The organism is Kushneria phosphatilytica, from assembly GCF_008247605.1.
Lineage (GTDB): Bacteria > Pseudomonadota > Gammaproteobacteria > Pseudomonadales > Halomonadaceae > Kushneria > Kushneria phosphatilytica.
In genome coordinates, this window is record NZ_CP043420.1 from 3,046,395 (window position 1) to 3,062,441 (window position 16,047).

The window sequence follows — 16,047 nt, forward strand, 5'->3', positions numbered from 1 at the left end:
TTACTTGAGCTCCACGGAGGCGCCAGCTTCTTCCAGTTGCTTCTTCGCCTCTTCGGCATCTTCCTTCGACATACCTTCCTTCAGGGTTGCCGGAGCACCGTCGACAGCAGCCTTGGCTTCCTTCAGACCCAGCCCGGTGATACCGCGCACCACCTTGATGACGTTGACTTTCTTGTCACCACCAGCAGTCAGCACCAGATCAAACTCGGTCTGTTCTTCAGCAGCTTCAGCTTCGCCACCACCGGCACCAGGGCCAGCCACAACAGCAGCAGCGGCAGAGACGCCGAATTTCTCTTCCATCGCCTCGATCAGCTCGGCCACTTCCATGACCGTCATTTCGGAGACGGCGTTGATAATATCTTCTTTGCTCAGTGCCATGATTGCATTCCTAAACTCTGCAGAGCAATGCTTGCTCGTTCAATTGAAAAATCTTCGGGCAGATTGTGCCGACGATTCGTCGCCTCAGGCCGCTTCTTCCTGCTTCTGGTCACGCAGCGCAGCCAGCGTGCGCACCAGCTTGCCGGCGGAAGCTTCCTTCATCACCGACAGCAGTTTGGCAATGGCTTCGTCGTATGTCGGCAGATTCGCCAGACGATCAATGCTCTCGGCCGGGATCAGCTCGCCCTCATAAGCCAGCGCCTTGACCTCGAATGCCGGCTGCTGACGTGCAAACTCCTTGAGCAGACGCGCACCGGCGCCGGGATGCTCCATGGAGAACGCCAGCAGAGTCGGACCAACAAAGGTCTCATTCAGGCACTCCCAGGAAGTGCCCTGCAGGGCGCGGCGTGCCAGCGTGTTACGTACTACACGCAGATGCACACCATTGTCGCGGGCCTGCTTGCGCAGATCGGTCATGGCGCTGACCGCAACACCGCGAGAATCGGCCACGACGACGGAGAGCGCTGAAGCAGCGGTATCACTGACTTCAGCAACGATCGCCTTCTTGTCTTCAAGACGCAACGGCATGTGTCACTCCTTCGTGCCGGACCTCCGATTTCGAAGGCCCATCGTGGTTACCATCCCCCCACCGCATCAGAAGCGGGGGCTGGATGATGGCGGGGCATCGGAACTTGCCGATGCGCCGCGCCATCTGCGCAGGCGCGAAATGAATCTCGGCATTAAGTTCGCTTGCGCGAACACCTGCGGTCTTTGACGGCGCCCCGCCCCACTGGCACGGGGACCGCAAAGTTTGGTTCAGCATGGCGCCGAAAGCGTCGAGTCATCACACCAGATAGGAGTGATCGACGGTCAGCCCGGGCCCCATGGTCGTCGAGAGCGAAACCTTCTTGAGGTATATGCCCTTGGAGGTGCTCGGCTTGAGTTTTTTCAGGTCATTGACCAACGCATCAAGATTGCCCTTGATCGCATCAGCCGAGAAGTCGACCTTGCCAATACCGGCGTGAATAATGCCGTTCTTGTCCGTACGGAAACGAACCTGGCCAGCCTTGGCATTCTGCACAGCCGTAGCTACATCAGGGGTAACAGTACCCACCTTCGGGTTCGGCATCAGGCCACGCGGACCCAGGATCTGGCCCAGCTGACCAACGACGCGCATGGCATCGGGAGCTGCAATAACCACATCAAAGTCGAGCTTGCCCTGGCGAACCTGCTCGGCCAGATCATCCATACCGACAATGTCGGCACCGGCTTCCTGAGCAGCGTCAGCTGCAGCACCCTGAGCAAAGACGGCAACCCGGACATCACGGCCCGTACCATTGGGCAACACGGTAGCACCGCGCACCACCTGATCGGATTTACGCGGGTCGACCCCGAGGTTAACAGCAACCTCGACCGACTCCTTGAACTTGACCGAAGACAGCTCGGAGAGCAGGGCCACGGCTTCCTCAACGCTATAAACCTTCGAGGAATCAACCCGCTCACGAATCTGCTTCAAACGCCTGGTCTGCTTTGCCATGATCAGAGACCCTCCACATTCAGGCCCATGCTGCGTGCAGTACCGGCAATGGTACGCACTGCTGCATCAATATCGGCCGCCGTCAGATCGGGTTCCTTGGTGCGCGCGATTTCCTCGAGCTGGTCGCGGGTCACGGTACCGACCTTGTTCTTGTTCGGCTCACCCGAACCGGATTTGATACCGGCAGCACGCTTCAGCAGTACCGGTGCCGGGGGCGTCTTGGTCACGAACGTGAAGCTGCGGTCCGAATAGACCGTAATCACGACCGGCGTAGGCAAACCGGGTTCGACGTCCTGGGTCTCGGCATTGAATGCCTTGCAGAACTCCATGATATTCACGCCATGCTGGCCCAGCGCAGGACCAACGGGCGGACTGGGATTGGCCTTGCCAGCTGCAACCTGCAGCTTGATGTAGGCCTGAACCTTCTTAGCCATGAATTTACTCCGATTGGGTCATAACGCCTTGTGGCTGCCCGAGTGCAAAGATCAGCCAATGGCCGATCTCAGGAATTACCGCCAATCACTCTTTCTCAACCTGTGAGAATTCGAGCTCGACGGGAGTAGAACGTCCGAAGATCATGACACTGACCTGCAGACGGCTTTTTTCGTAGTTGACCTCTTCAACCACCCCATTGAAGTCGGCGAATGGCCCGTCAATGACGCGCACACTCTCACCAGCTTCGAAGACGGTCTTGGGACGGGGCTGATCGGTACCATCCTGCACACGACGCAGAATCCCTTCAGCCTCACGCTGCGTCAGGGGGGCAGGTTTTTCCGGCGTACCGCCGATAAACCCCATGACGCGCGGTGTTTCGTTGACCAGGTGCCAGGTTCGATCATTCATTTCCATCTCGACCAGCACATAGCCCGGGTAGAACTTGCGCTCGCTCTTGCGGCGCTTGCCTTCCCGCATCTCCACGACCTCTTCGGTCGGCACCAGAATCTGGCCGAACTGATCTTCCATCTCATAAAGCTTCACACGCTCATTCAAGGAGCGCATGACGTGCTTTTCGAATCCGGAATAGGCGTGAACGACGTACCAGCGCATAGCCATGGGGGCTCCTAACCAATAATGCTCGAAACCAGCCAGCCAAAGAGCATGTCGATCAACCAGAGGATCAATCCGACAATCAGCACGGCTGCCAGTACGATGGCGGTTGTCTGGACGGTTTCCTGACGCGTCGGCCAGACCACACGCTGAATTTCACGCTTGGAATTGCGAGCCAGCTCAGCCAGCGATTTACCACGCCCGGTAGTGAGTGCAACGGCAGCAGCCAGCAGGCCCAGCACGACGACACCGAGCACTCGATAAAGCAGCGCCTGATCGGCAAACCAGACATTACCAGCAACTGCTATCGCCACCAGCACGACTACCAACGCCCACTTCAGGCCGTCATAGCGCGACGATGCCTGCTGCATCTCGGCATTCTGTTTCATGGGCGGGATCTCCTCAGGGCGCACGGCAATAGCACAAGCGGAAGACTCGGGACGCGCCAGCCTGGGGAAGGACTGGCAGGCCAGGAGGGACTTGAACCCCCAACCTGCGGTTTTGGAGACCGCTGCTCTGCCAATTGAGCTACTGGCCTATTCTGTCCGGTCACTGCCGTCAAGGGCGCGGGTACTATATCCGAAGCTTCGATTACAGGCAACCACACCAACGACACCGGACTTTCGAAAACGGAATGGCGAGCCATCTGACTCGCCATTCCGGCATATGGAGCTCGTGGACGGATTTGAACCGTCGACCTCACCCTTACCAAGGGTGTGCTCTACCCCTGAGCTACACGAGCATGATGCTGCAATACTGGAGCGGGCAGCGGGAATCGAACCCGCACTATCAGCTTGGAAGGCTGAAGTTCTACCATTAAACTATGCCCGCTGCACCTTTCAGCACCGACTCCGAATACTTCGGAAGCCGAAAACTGGTGGAGGGAGGAGGATTCGAACCTCCGAAGCTTTCGCGGCAGATTTACAGTCTGCTCCCTTTGGCCACTTGGGTATCCCTCCGATGTGGCGGCACATCTTACCGCATCGAATTGTCGTGTCAAGCTTTACCAAAAGCCGTTGTTTTACAGCCTTTTCGAACGCTCCGTTCACGACGCGGCGCATTCTGTCAGAGCAGTGAATTGAATGCAAGTCCAGCCCGAATTCGTTCCAGCGAGGCTGGCTCTGGCAACAACGGCGCGCCGGACAACCGACCGGCGCGCTCGGCAGGCGTCAGAGGAAAAAGGGCTTCCAAACCGGCATAGACCATATCCGGCCAAAGGGCATGCGGTGGACCAACGCCTCGTGACACCACTCTGGCATCTCCACCGGTCAGCAGCAGAGGCAAGGCCATGTCTTCCCGATCGCATGTTTCGCTGTAAATACGGTTAATGGCGCTGATAGCCGCCAGATAAACCCCATGATTGACTGCATCGATCGTATTGCGCCCGGGACCGGGCAAGCCACCCGACTCCACTTCAGGGTCGATGGCGACCCTGCGGGTCCCGAGTTGAAGACTCTCCTTCATCAAACGCAAGCCAGGCAGAATGTACCCGCCCAGGTGGCGCCCCCCGGGGAGCACAATATCCATCGTAATGGCGCTGCCACAATCCACCACCATACAGCCACCGGTCAGCTGATAGCCGGCCAGACTTCCCAACCAGCGATCCACGCCAAGTCGCCCGGGCTCTTCATAACCATTGGTTACACCCAGTGCTTCCCGCCCGGAACGAGCGACATGGATGGTCGATACGCGACGCTTGAGCAATGAAACCGTGCGCTCCAGTACCTCGTTGCGCGCCACATTGGAAATACGGATGGCTGTAATCACCCCGAGATCGGGTATATCCGCCCCCGGTCGCCACTGCTCACGAGTCCATACAGCTCCTCTTGAGCGGATTTCACTGGTACCGCGATCCTTGAGACGCCACTTGGAGAGGGTATTACCGATATCGAGATCCAGGATCATCTTGAGGCTCGCAGCGAAACTTCACCACCTGAAAAAATCACTTCCCGCTCATCGATGCAGACGACAAGATTACCCTGCTTGTTCACCCCCTGGGCAATACCTTCCCATCGCTGACTGCCCTGCTGCAGGGTTACGGGCTGATTGGCATGATAATGGCGGGCGTTCCAGCCGGTCTGCCAGGCAGCAAAACCCTCATGCTCGAAATGCGGCAGCAATCCCATCAGGCCATCGATCATGCCGGTAATCAACTCATTACGGGAGAGCTCAGGCACCATTTCGTGCAACCCGGCTGCCGGTTGCTCAAGGCGCTGTCTATCCGCTTCTCCAAAAGAGACATTGAACCCGATACCGATCACTACTTCACAGGGCCCCTCCATGTCGCCACGCATTTCGGTCAGGATACCGCCCAACTTGCGCCCCTCACCCGCCTGCTCCACCAACAGGTCGTTCGGCCATTTCAACCGGACATCAACACCCAACGGATCAAGAAGCTCGGCCATCCGGACACCGAGCGCCAGACTCAATCCCTCAATGGCCGCCACTCCGCTATCGAATCGCCAGCCCAGCGAAAAGTGAATGCCAGCTCCCCAACGGCCGTGCCAGGTTCTTCCACGCCGACCTCGACCGGCAGTCTGCACTTCAGCAACACAGACTTCCGCATGCCCGGCGCCCTGAGCGAAGCGCTCCAGCAGAAAGGTATTGGTCGATTCCAGCTGGGACTCGATAAAAAGCCGCGACAACTGCTGACGTGACTCACGGGAGAGCCCTGCAACGATCCGGCCGCCATCCAGCAACTCCAGCGGTTGCGCTATGCGATAACCGCGCCCTCGCACTGCTTCAAGTACAATGCCGAGCGTTTCAAGCTTTTGTAGCTGTTTCCAGATGGCGGTTCTACTGACACCAAACGCCTCTCCGAGTTGCTCGCCCGAGTGAAACTGCCCATCACTCAATACGCGTACCAGATCGCGGACGTTCATTGTGTCTTCCTGTATTGCACCGCTTTCGGCCTGGCCGGCCCGAGCCGGCTGGCGGGAGCTTGAAAGGGAGGGGAACCAGCTGACCCAAACGTAAAAAGCGCCCCGAAGGGCGCCTGCAAGGCTAAACATTCATGCCATGATTGGCAAATGCCATGCCATCCGACCGGCAGCGCCGGTCGGGCTTTTAGAGCAAGCGAGAGCTCAGTGGTAACCATCCCCCTCACGGACCTTGCCGCGAAAGACATAATAACTGTACGCCGTATAGGACAGCACAATCGGCACCAGAACAGCGTAGCCAATCACGAGAAAGAGCTGACTGGATCGGGATGAAGCTGCATCCCACAGCGTCACATTGGGCGGAATGATAAGCGGGAAATAACTGATCACCAGCCCTGAAAGGCCAAGGAAGAATAACCCAAGCACCTTGAGAAAAAGTCGACGCTCATGCGAATGCGTCACACCATCCCAGATACTCCATGCCAGTAGTACAACCAGCACCGGTACCGGCGAAAACCAGAGAATATTGGGAAAGGTAAACCAGCGTTCGGCTACCCGACTGTTATCCAGCGGCGTCCAGATACCCACGATAATGGTACACAGCACCATCAGAATGGTCAGAGGGCGCGCCAGCTGGTAGCAGCGACGTTGCAGGCTTCCTTCGGTTTTCATGATCAGCCAGGTCGCTCCAAGCAGGGCATAACCGATGATCAGAGCCACCCCGATGAACAGGGCAAAGGGCGAAAACCAATCGAACGGGCCACCTGTGAAGGTCCGGTTTTCCACATCCAGTCCATTGATGATCCCGCCGAGCACCATGCCCTGACTGAAAGTTGCCACGATGGAGCCGCCACTGAAGGCGAGGTCAAACCACTTGCGTGATCGGGTCGACTTGAAACGAAACTCGAAGGCAATGCCACGAAAGATCAGTGATAGCAGCATCAGGATCAGTGGCAGATACAGCGCCGGGAGAAACGTGGCATAGGCCAACGGGAAGGCGCCATAGAGCCCAGCACCTCCCAGGATCATCCAGGTCTGATTACCATCCCAGACCGGTGAGGTCGTGTTCATCATGACATCACGGTGGGCATCATTTTTGAAGAACGGATAGAGAATGCCGACCCCGAGGCTGAAACCGTCCATGACCACATACATGGCCACGGCGAAGCCGATCAGGAAATACCAGATTAGCGGTAGATCAATCGTCATGGTCATCCCTCTCAGTTCTGTTCTTCAAATGCTTCATCAGCGCCCGACATCGGCCGCTTGGGCTGACGATTCTCCCCTGGGCCGCCATGAGGCTCCTGTCCCATTGGTTCGGTACGAATCAGCCTGACCATGTAATAGATCCCGATTCCGAAAATGATCGCATATACCAGAAGGAAGCCAATCAGACTGGCCCAGAGGCTACCGCCATGTAGTGGCGACACGGCATCAGCAGTGCGCAGCATGCCGTAGACGACCCACGGTTGGCGGCCTGCCTCGGTCGTAATCCAGCCGGTAAGCAGGGCAATGAACCCCACCGGCGTGGCAAACATCATGGCCCGATGGAACCAGGCACTGTCGTATAGTCGTCCCTTCCAGCGGAGAAACAGTCCGAGCAGACCTATACCCAGCATCAGCATGCCGAGACCGACCATGATACGGAACGTCCAGAACACCAGTGGAACATCCGGCCATTCATCCCGAGGCCACTGCTTGAGCCCCTCGATCTGACCATTCCACGTATGAGTCAGGATCAGACTACTGGCGTGGGGCACCGTAATTTCGAAACGATTGCTGGCACTGTCCATATCCGGCAATCCGAACAGCACCAAAGGCATACCCTGTGAGCCGGGTTCGTTCTCCCAGTGCCCTTCCATCGCCGCCACCTTGGCGGGCTGGTGCTCAAGAGTGTTGAGCCCATGCATATCGCCCGCCATGATCTGCAGTGGGAGGGCCACTACGATGGCCCACATGGCCATGGAGAACATCTTGCGTGCCGCCTCATCCCGACGATTGCGAAGCAGATGATAGGCGCCTACACCTCCGACCACGAAACCGACCGAGATGAAGGCAGCCAGTCCCATGTGGACAATGCGATACGGGAAGGAGGGGTTGAACATGATGTTCAGCCAATTGGCCGGCTCAAAACGACCGTCAACAATTTCGTATCCTGAAGGCGTCTGCATCCAGCTATTGGACATCAGAATCCAAGTCATCGAAATCAGCGTACCGATCGCCACCATGCATGTAGCAAAGAAATGCAGACGCTTGCCAACCCGATCTTCACCAAACAGCATGATGCCGAGGAATCCGGCTTCCAGGAAAAAGGCCGTAAGCACCTCGTAAGTCAGAAGCACCCCGGTAATGTCACCGGCGCGTTCGGCAAAGCCGCTCCAGTTGGTGCCGAACTGATAGGCCATGACGACACCCGAAACCACACCCAGGCCAAAGGCCACGGCAAAGATTCGAACCCAGAAGCGATAGAGGTTGTGATAAACATCACGACCCGTTTTGAGCCACAACCCTTCGAGGATCATCAGGTAGCTGGCCAGACCGATCGAAAAGGCGGGGAACAGAATGTGAAAGGAAACGGTAAAGGCGAATTGAAAGCGTGCCAGATCCAGCGCTTCTAATCCCGGCATCGATGATACTCTCCTGCCCAGATTCTGGGTTCCAGTAAGGTGTGCTATCACCAAACAATAGGCAAGAAAGCATGGAAAGGTAAGGGATTGCGACAACGTGTCGCATCCGTAGCAGGTGATGCGTGAGCGGCATGGCCGCCACACATCATGTCATGCTGACGCGGGAGTCAGTCCGCGTGGGGCAAAATCCACGGACATGGCAATACTCAGCATTGTCACGACCAGAATCGAACAAAGGAAGACCCGTTTCGCCCAGCCCCGGGCATCGTTCCCTTCACGATCAGCCAGTGCCAGTTTCAGCCAGTAACCACCAACGAGCGCGGCAATAACAAAATAGAGATAACCTGTATAACCACTCAGGGTCAATAGCAGCGAGGCTGCAATGAAAGCCACGATATAGCCGATGATATGCCGTCGTGCCGAAGCAATGCCCTGTCGCACTGGCAGTACCGGTATGGCAGCCGCTGCATAGTCATCATAGCGAAAGATGGCGATAGCGTAGGAGTGCGGCATCTGCCAGAGGCTGAAGATCACCAGCAACAGGAGTGCCCCAACATCGAAATGCCCGGTAACGGCACAGTAGCCAATCACCGGAGGAGAAGCACCGGAAAAACTGCCGATCACGGTACCATGCACTGTATGACGCTTGACCCAAAGGCTGTAGAGGCCGACATAGATCAGAAACCCGATCAACGCTACACCGGCTGCCAGCAGATTGGCACCGAAGGCCAGCAGAGCAAAGCCTGCCAGCCCCATCACGATGGCGTAAAGCAATGCCACCCTGACATCCACGGTACCCTGCACCAGCGAGCGGCCCTTTGTACGCTCCATGAGACGATCAATGTCGCGATCAATGATGTTATTGAGCACGCAACCGGAGGCCACGACCAGCGACACACCGATCACCGTGGCCAGCAGCAGCAACGGGTCGATATCCCCACGGGAAGCCAGCAGGAACCCGCCCGTTACTGTGATCAGATTGCCAGCGACAATACCCGGCTTGGCAAGATGCAGATATTTCCTGAACATCAGATGAGCTTCTTAATTGCTCATCATCATGAAGTGGTTCAGGTGGAACATGATCCAGAGCGAGCCGACAATCACGATACCTACAACCATGACCGCAAAGGCAAAGGAAATCATGTTCCATCCCTCTCCGGACTTGGTATTCATGTGCAAAAACATGATGAGCTGCACCATGACCTGTAGCACGGCGGAAATGGCCAGCACGATCACGGTGGGTACCAGTCCGAAATCTCCCAGCATGACCATTCCGAACGGAATAAGCGTCAGGATGATGGAGAAAATCAGTCCCAGCACATAGGTCTTCATGTTTCCTTCATGACCATGCCCGCCGGATGAACCGACGTCAGTAATGCCTGTCTTGTCGGTCATTGCAGAACCCCCAGCAGATACACAACAGTAAACACACAGATCCAGATGACATCCAGGAAGTGCCAGAACAGGCTCAGGCACATGATTCTGGGTTGATTGGTCGGGGTCAGTCCCTTTCTTGCCACCTGGAAGATCAATACCAGCATCCACAACAGGCCGAACGAAACGTGGAGACCATGGGTGCCAACCAATGTAAAGAAGGAGGACAGGAAGGCACTGCGATCAGGTCCATACCCCTCATGAATCAGGTGAGAAAACTCGTAGACTTCCATTGCCACGAAGCCGAAGCCAAGCAGGAAAGTCACAACGAGCCATAACAATACCTGTGACTTGTTACCCCGATGCATCGCCAGCACTGCAACACCGTAGGTAAAGCTACTGAAGAGCAACAGGAACGTTTCGATCAGAACAAAGCCGAGTTCGAAGATTTCAGGACCGCCGGGACCGCCGGCGGTTGAATTCATCAGTACGGCGTAGGTAGCGAACAGGGTTCCGAACAGAACACAGTCGCTCATCAGATAGATCCAGAACCCCAGATACTTGGTGGCTATGGTTTCCTGATGATGGTCGTGCTCATGATCGTCCGCATGATGCGCGTTTTGGTGATTCATGGTTTGACTTGTCATGACTTACGCCTGCATCTCCGCCTGTTGCCGATATTCCTTCTCGATTCGCTCGACTTCCGCAGCAGGCACGTAATAGTCGATATCCTCGTTGAAGCTACGCACGATAAAGCTCACGACTACACCCACAAAGCCGCCAATCGCCATCCACCAGATGTGCCAGACCAGGGCAAAGCCCATGATCAGGGCAAACAGGCAGATCACCGGGCCGGCCACCGTATTGCGTGGCATGTGGATATCCTCGTAATGCTCAGGCTCTTCGTAGATGTTTTCGCCACGCTCCTTGCGATCCCACAGGGTATCGATGGAGCTAACGACCGGCAGTTTGGCAAAGTTGTAGAAAGCCGGCGGGCAGTGTGTCATCCATTCAAGCGTACGCGCATCCCAGGGGTCGCCATTGAGTACGCGGTTCTTTTTGCGATCACGGATGCTGACATAGAACTGCATTACCGTGCACATGATGCCGAGCAGAATGCAGACTGCCCCAACCCATGCCACCACCATGAGCGGATGCCAGCTCGGATCAACGTAAGACTGCATGCGACGGGTAGCGCCCATGAAGCTGAGGATGTAAAGCGGCATGAAGGCCAGATAAAAACCGACCAGCCAGAACCAGAAGGAGCGCTTGCCCCACTTCTCATCCAGGGTGAAGCCAAAAGCTTTCGGGAACCAGTAGGTGATCCCGGCCATGGCTCCGAACACAACGCCGCCAATGATGACATTATGGAAGTGCGCAATGACAAACAGAGTATTGTGCAATACAAAGTTGGCACCCGGGACGGCCAGCATCACGCCGGTCATGCCACCGACAGTAAAGGTCACCAGAAAGCCCAGCGTCCACATGATGGCCGCGTTGAACTGCAGGCTGCCGCGGTACATGGTGAACAGCCAGTTGAAGATTTTCACCCCGGTGGGGATGGCAATGATCATCGTGGCAATGCCGAAGAAGGCATTGACGTTGGCGCCTGCCCCCATGGTGAAGAAGTGGTGTAGCCACACTACGAACGACAGCACGGTAATCGCCACCGTCGCCCAGACCATGGTGTTATAACCGAACAGCCGTTTTCTCGAGAAGGTAGCCACGACCTCCGAGAATACGCCAAACATCGGCAGAATCAGGATATAGACTTCCGGATGCCCCCAGGCCCAGATGAGGTTGACATACATCATCTGGTTACCACCCATGTCATTGGTAAAGAAATGGGTGCCAATGTAACGATCCAGCGTCAGCAGGGCGATGGTGACAGTCAGGATCGGGAAAGCGGCAATGATAAGCACGTTGGTGCACAGTGCCGTCCAGGTAAAGATCGGCATCCGGAACAGGGTCATCCCGGTAGTGCGCATCTTGAGGATGGTGACGAAGAAGTTGACGCCCGTCAGAGTAGTACCCACCCCGGATAGCTGTAGCGCCCATATCCAGTAATCCACGCCGACGCCGGGGCTGTACCTGAGCTCCGACAATGGCGCATAAGCCAGCCAGCCGGTCTTGGCGAACTCACCCACGAACAGTGACAGGTTGACCAGAATCATCCCGGCGGCAAACAGCCAGAAGCTGATATTGTTCAGAAACGGGAAGGCCACATCACGTGCACCAATCTGCAGCGGCACGGCAATATTCATCAGTCCGATGACCAGCCCCATTGCCACGAAAAAGATCATGATCACGCCATGGGCAGTAAAAATCTGATCATAGTGGTGAGGCGGCAGGTAACCTTCTGCCCCGCCATAGGCAATCAGTTGCTGAGTTCGCATCATGATGGCGTCTGCAAAACCACGCAGCAGCATGACCAGTGATACGATCAGGTACATGATGCCGATCTTTTTGTGATCGACCGAGGTAATCCACTCCTTCCAGATATAGGTCCACTTCCGGAAGTAGGTGAGCGCTGCCACAACGACCAGTCCGGCAAGCGCCATGCCCCCCACGGCGCCCATGATAATGGGCTCGTGATAGGGAATCGCTGATAGGCTGAGTTTTCCCAACATGATGATTACTCCGCTGCTTCTGCGCCCGTGGGCTGCTGGCCGTTTTCAGGCTGACCGTGACCACTCTGAAAACTGGTAATAACACGCTCATACAGCCCGGATTCCACAGGATGGAAGTATTCGACCGGGGTATTGACGCTGGGTTTGGCGACGTCCTGATAACTGCCGGTGTAGGCCAGTTCTCTGTCAGTCTGGCGCACCTTGTTCACCCAGTTGTCGAACTCTTCCTGGCTGGTTACATGCGTCTTGAAGGACATCTGGGAGAAGCCCTTGCCGCTGTAGTGGGCCGATTTACCGATGTAGACGCCCTGCTTGTCGGCTTCCAGAAAGAGGTCATTGTCCATTCCGGCCATGGCATAGATCTGACTGCCCAGACGAGGAATGAAGAAGGAGTTCATGACGGTTTCCGAAGTCACGTTGAAATGCACCGGGCGATCAACCGGAAAGTACAGCTCATTAACGGTTGCAATACCCTGCTCCGGGTAGATGAACATCCACTTCCAATCGAGCGAAATGGCCTGAATCTCCATGGCCTCGCCCTTGTTACCAAGCGGCTTGTGAGGATCAAGCGAATGCGAAGTCTGCCAGGTAATGATGCCCAGAAACAGGATAATTACAGCAGGTACAGCCCAGACCACGGCCTCGATCCGGTTGGAATGCGCCCAGTTCGGTGAATAGGTCGCCTTGCGATTGTTTCGGCGATAGCGCCATGCGAATACCAGCGTCATGATGATGACGGGTATTACCACAATCTGCATGATCCAGAAGGAACTCAAGATCAGCGACTTCTGCTCCTTGCCAACCGGCCCGCTGGGATCCATCAGTGCTGCATTGCAACCACTCAGCACCAGTGCGGACACGACCAGAGGGATCAGCGCCTTAAGCGACTTCAAGCTCTTCTCTATCATTTTGCGGTCTCTTGATGATTCCTTGTGCCATTGCGCAAACCTCCGGCTCGGAAGCGCCTGAGACCAGGCCCACCGGATAACCCCACCTGAAAAGCCTTCGAAAAGGATTGATGTCACCCGCAGGGGCGAATTGAACTTCAGGTAATGGGATAACGCCTGTCAGGGGTTGTCTGCTCGCAATCGAACAGGCATGCTCCTGAACTCAATCTTAACGAGCCATCTCCTGCAAAAAGGCTTGAGCAGATATGGCGTATTCCGATGCGGCAAGTGGTCGCATGGATGGCGGCCGACTATTGTTTGTTTTTTTATCCATGAGCCGCAAGTCGTATAAGTAGCATCCTCTTAAGACTTTAGTCTAATAGAGGGAAAGCAAAGGAACTATCAGGAGCACGAGACATCCATGTTACGGGACAATGTCCGAATCGGAGCCCTGTGCTGATTGCGCTTCCACTTGCACACCACCACGCTGCCAGCCCTGTACAATTGCCTGCCGCCGGGAAGGCTTGTTTTCCATGATAACAGCCTCGCAGGGACATGAGAGCCCCCGCGGTGGAGAAGGGTGCAACAAATTTTGTTTGCACATGCCGGCCAGACCGAGTGCTTCCTTTTTTTCAACACAACACGCCTGGATTCATGAAACGCTCTTCGCTACTTCTGAACATCGAATATCGCGCCATCAGCGGGCTCTCTCTGCTCTATGGTGTCAGAATGCTGGGCCTGTTCATGGTGCTGCCCATACTGGCGCTCTATAGCAGCCATCTCGAGCATGCCACTCCTACCCTGGTCGGGGTGGCTCTGGGCGGTTACGGTCTTACCCAGGCCATTTTGCAGATCCCATTCGGTATGCTCTCCGACCGAATCGGCCGCAAACCTGTCATCGCTCTGGGTCTGATGCTTTTCATCATCGGCAGCATTATTGCCGCATTGGCAACTTCCATATACGGAGTCATCATCGGACGTTGCATTCAGGGGAGCGGCGCTGTGGCAGGCGCCATCATGGCTCTTCTGGCCGATCGTACGCGTGAGGAAGTGCGCACCAGTGCCATGGCCACCATTGGCATGAGTATCGGAGTGGCATTTGCTGTAGCAATGGTCGCAGGACCATTGGTGGCACACGCTTTTGGGCTGGAAGGTGTTTTCTGGTGCACGGCGCTGCTGGCTGCTCTTGGGCTCCCGATCCTCTGGCGCTTCGTACCCGCTGCTCCACGTCAGCGACATCGGGATGTCGGCACGGACCGCTCCCAGTTTTTCAACATGCTTCGACGCCCGGATCTGTTGAGGCTGGACTTTTCGATCCTCGCCCTGCATGCCATTCTCACCGGTTGCTTTGTCGCCGTTCCTGTTCGTCTTGCAGCACTGGGTATACCGGCTTCAGAACATGGCTGGGTCTACCTGCCCGTTATGGCGACGGCTTTCATTGGCATGATTCCGCTGATTATCATTGCCGAAAAGTATCGCCACATGAAGGCGGTATTCACCGGCACTGTCATCTCACTGGTGTTCACGCTGACAGCCATGAGTCTCATACCGGCTGATAGCTGGTTACTGGTCGCCCTGCTCTGGTTGTTTTTTGTCGCCTTCAACCTGCTGGAGGCAACGCTTCCTTCTCTGATCAGCAAGTCAGCCCCGGCCGGCACCAAAGGGACCGCCATGGGGATTTACTCAACCAGCCAGTTCCTTGGTGCCTCACTGGGTGGCACCGTAGGCGGTATTGTTTCGGGGGCAATAGGCAGCAGTGCCGTATTCGGGGCCGGCGCCTGCCTGGCACTGATCTGGACACTGGTTGTCTGGCGCATGCCGGAGCCACGCTATCTTTCCAGTCAAATCATTTCGCTGGGACCGCTGCGCGAGGAGCCGGAACGCGTACTGACAGAGCGTTTTCAATCCATTGCGGGTGTCGAAGACGTGCTGGTAGCCAGTGACGAAGGCGTAGCCTATCTCAAGGTTGACCGCACTCGACTGGACGACGAAGCCCTGAACAGCCTCACAGGTAGCACCTCTTGAGATTGGAGAGCACAATTCTAAAGAGGTGAGTTCTGTTATTAACAGCGAATCGCCCTGGGAACTTACCGCGATTCTACCCATACACCGTAGTGGCGTGTATAGCCACCTTTCACATGGTCATTTCCGAGTGGTTCTCCGCACCCTGTAGGCATCGTCAGCCTGTTTTCCAGCTGTTACAGCATGCGTCAGGCGGGGTAAATATCGACGAATGACCATCGCTCCAGTGCCTGGCACTCAAGTAAATAGCTCAATTTGCGATTTTCTGCGGATTTCGATCGGCAGCGAGGCGGAGATGCAGGCCCTGATCGAGGCGCTGGGAGAGATCGGCGCCCGCTGAGGGCAGCCAGCCCGGCGCTGCCGCCGGGCTGCAGGCCGGTGTCGGACAGCAGGCCGCCGGGCCGGCTGTCGTGCGGACATGAAAAAGCCCCGACCATATGGCCGGGGCTCTCTCGGAAGGGGTGCCTGACGATGACCTAGTCTCGCATGGGGAAGCCCCACACTACCCTCGGCGCTGAGCGGTTTCACTGCCGAGTTCGGCATGGGATCGGGTGGGACCCGCTCGCTGTGGTCGTCAGGCAATTCGGTGGCCGGGTCGCCGCAGGGCGGCCCGACGAATTCGTGGATCATGCTGCGTGCTGCGTCTCGCGTATCCGGCACGTGTCA

17 protein-coding genes, 4 tRNA genes and 1 rRNA gene are annotated in these 16,047 nt (G+C 56.4%); 2 read left to right on the forward strand and 20 right to left on the reverse strand.

Annotated elements, in window-relative coordinates; all coding sequences use genetic code 11:
- The 19 genes from rplL to cyoA all read right to left on the reverse strand — a co-directional run bounded on the left by rplL (nt 1) and on the right by cyoA (nt 13,365).
- Complete coding sequence (gene rplL / locus FY550_RS14045; protein ID WP_070978000.1) at nt 1-378, reverse strand: 50S ribosomal protein L7/L12; 378 nt, start codon at nt 376-378, stop codon at nt 1-3.
- Nucleotides 379-462: 84 nt separating this feature from the next.
- Entirely contained in the window at nt 463-966 is a 504-nt protein-coding gene (rplJ, locus tag FY550_RS14050) for a 50S ribosomal protein L10 (protein ID WP_070978001.1), read from the reverse strand.
- A 256-nt stretch (nt 967-1,222) separates the two neighbouring features.
- Nucleotides 1,223-1,915, reverse strand: a complete 693-nt coding sequence (gene rplA, locus FY550_RS14055; RefSeq protein WP_070978002.1) for a 50S ribosomal protein L1 — start codon at nt 1,913-1,915, stop codon at nt 1,223-1,225.
- A 2-nt stretch (nt 1,916-1,917) separates the two neighbouring features.
- On the reverse strand, nt 1,918-2,349 hold the full coding sequence (gene rplK, locus FY550_RS14060) for a 50S ribosomal protein L11 (protein WP_070978003.1): 432 nt from the start codon (nt 2,347-2,349) through the stop codon (nt 1,918-1,920).
- Between the two features lie 85 nt (nt 2,350-2,434).
- Entirely contained in the window at nt 2,435-2,968 is a 534-nt protein-coding gene (nusG, locus tag FY550_RS14065) for a transcription termination/antitermination protein NusG (RefSeq protein ID WP_070978004.1), read from the reverse strand.
- Between the two features lie 8 nt (nt 2,969-2,976).
- Complete coding sequence (gene secE, locus FY550_RS14070) at nt 2,977-3,351, reverse strand: preprotein translocase subunit SecE (protein WP_070978005.1); 375 nt, start codon at nt 3,349-3,351, stop codon at nt 2,977-2,979.
- A gap of 73 nt (nt 3,352-3,424) precedes the next feature.
- Nucleotides 3,425-3,500: transfer RNA gene (locus FY550_RS14075), tRNA-Trp, on the reverse strand.
- Nucleotides 3,501-3,629: 129 nt separating this feature from the next.
- Nucleotides 3,630-3,704: transfer RNA gene (locus tag FY550_RS14080), tRNA-Thr, on the reverse strand.
- 15 nt (nt 3,705-3,719) lie between these two features.
- A tRNA-Gly gene (locus tag FY550_RS14085) sits at nt 3,720-3,793 on the reverse strand.
- A gap of 44 nt (nt 3,794-3,837) precedes the next feature.
- A tRNA-Tyr gene (locus FY550_RS14090) sits at nt 3,838-3,921 on the reverse strand.
- Between the two features lie 106 nt (nt 3,922-4,027).
- The gene (locus FY550_RS14095; RefSeq protein ID WP_070978006.1) at nt 4,028-4,867 is read right to left on the reverse strand and encodes a type III pantothenate kinase; all 840 of its coding nucleotides are present in this window, start codon (nt 4,865-4,867) and stop codon (nt 4,028-4,030) included.
- Nucleotides 4,864-5,844 (reverse strand): biotin--[acetyl-CoA-carboxylase] ligase, encoded by a 981-nt coding sequence (locus FY550_RS14100; protein WP_149054617.1) that lies wholly within the window; start codon nt 5,842-5,844, stop codon nt 4,864-4,866. Before FY550_RS14100 ends, FY550_RS14095 begins: the two co-directional genes overlap by 4 nt.
- A gap of 201 nt (nt 5,845-6,045) precedes the next feature.
- The gene (cydB, locus tag FY550_RS14105) at nt 6,046-7,050 is read right to left on the reverse strand and encodes a cytochrome d ubiquinol oxidase subunit II (protein WP_070978017.1); all 1,005 of its coding nucleotides are present in this window, start codon (nt 7,048-7,050) and stop codon (nt 6,046-6,048) included.
- A gap of 11 nt (nt 7,051-7,061) precedes the next feature.
- The gene (locus tag FY550_RS14110; protein WP_149054618.1) at nt 7,062-8,468 is read right to left on the reverse strand and encodes a cytochrome ubiquinol oxidase subunit I; all 1,407 of its coding nucleotides are present in this window, start codon (nt 8,466-8,468) and stop codon (nt 7,062-7,064) included.
- 150 nt (nt 8,469-8,618) lie between these two features.
- Nucleotides 8,619-9,497: a heme o synthase gene (gene cyoE / locus FY550_RS14115; protein WP_070978008.1), complete on the reverse strand. Its 879-nt coding sequence runs from the start codon at nt 9,495-9,497 to the stop codon at nt 8,619-8,621.
- 12 nt (nt 9,498-9,509) lie between these two features.
- Nucleotides 9,510-9,863, reverse strand: a complete 354-nt coding sequence (gene cyoD / locus FY550_RS14120) for a cytochrome o ubiquinol oxidase subunit IV (RefSeq protein WP_070978009.1) — start codon at nt 9,861-9,863, stop codon at nt 9,510-9,512.
- Nucleotides 9,860-10,489, reverse strand: a complete 630-nt coding sequence (locus tag FY550_RS14125; RefSeq protein WP_070978010.1) for a cytochrome o ubiquinol oxidase subunit III — start codon at nt 10,487-10,489, stop codon at nt 9,860-9,862. The genes cyoD and FY550_RS14125 overlap by 4 nt, the downstream gene beginning before the upstream one ends.
- A 3-nt stretch (nt 10,490-10,492) precedes the next feature.
- Nucleotides 10,493-12,472, reverse strand: coding sequence for a cytochrome o ubiquinol oxidase subunit I (cyoB, locus tag FY550_RS14130; RefSeq protein WP_149054619.1), 1,980 nt, complete (start codon nt 12,470-12,472; stop codon nt 10,493-10,495).
- Nucleotides 12,473-12,477: 5 nt separating this feature from the next.
- Nucleotides 12,478-13,365: a ubiquinol oxidase subunit II gene (gene cyoA / locus FY550_RS14135; protein WP_325062964.1), complete on the reverse strand. Its 888-nt coding sequence runs from the start codon at nt 13,363-13,365 to the stop codon at nt 12,478-12,480.
- A 648-nt stretch (nt 13,366-14,013) separates the two neighbouring features.
- Here cyoA and FY550_RS14140 point away from each other — a divergent pair.
- Nucleotides 14,014-15,384: an MFS transporter gene (locus FY550_RS14140; protein WP_149054620.1), complete on the forward strand. Its 1,371-nt coding sequence runs from the start codon at nt 14,014-14,016 to the stop codon at nt 15,382-15,384.
- A gap of 208 nt (nt 15,385-15,592) precedes the next feature.
- Complete coding sequence (locus FY550_RS17145; protein ID WP_267902456.1) at nt 15,593-15,721, forward strand: hypothetical protein; 129 nt, start codon at nt 15,593-15,595, stop codon at nt 15,719-15,721.
- Between the two features lie 123 nt (nt 15,722-15,844).
- Here the strand turns inward: FY550_RS17145 and rrf are convergent.
- Nucleotides 15,845-15,960 (reverse strand): 5S ribosomal RNA (gene rrf, locus FY550_RS14145).
- Nucleotides 15,961-16,047 lie beyond the last annotated feature (87 nt).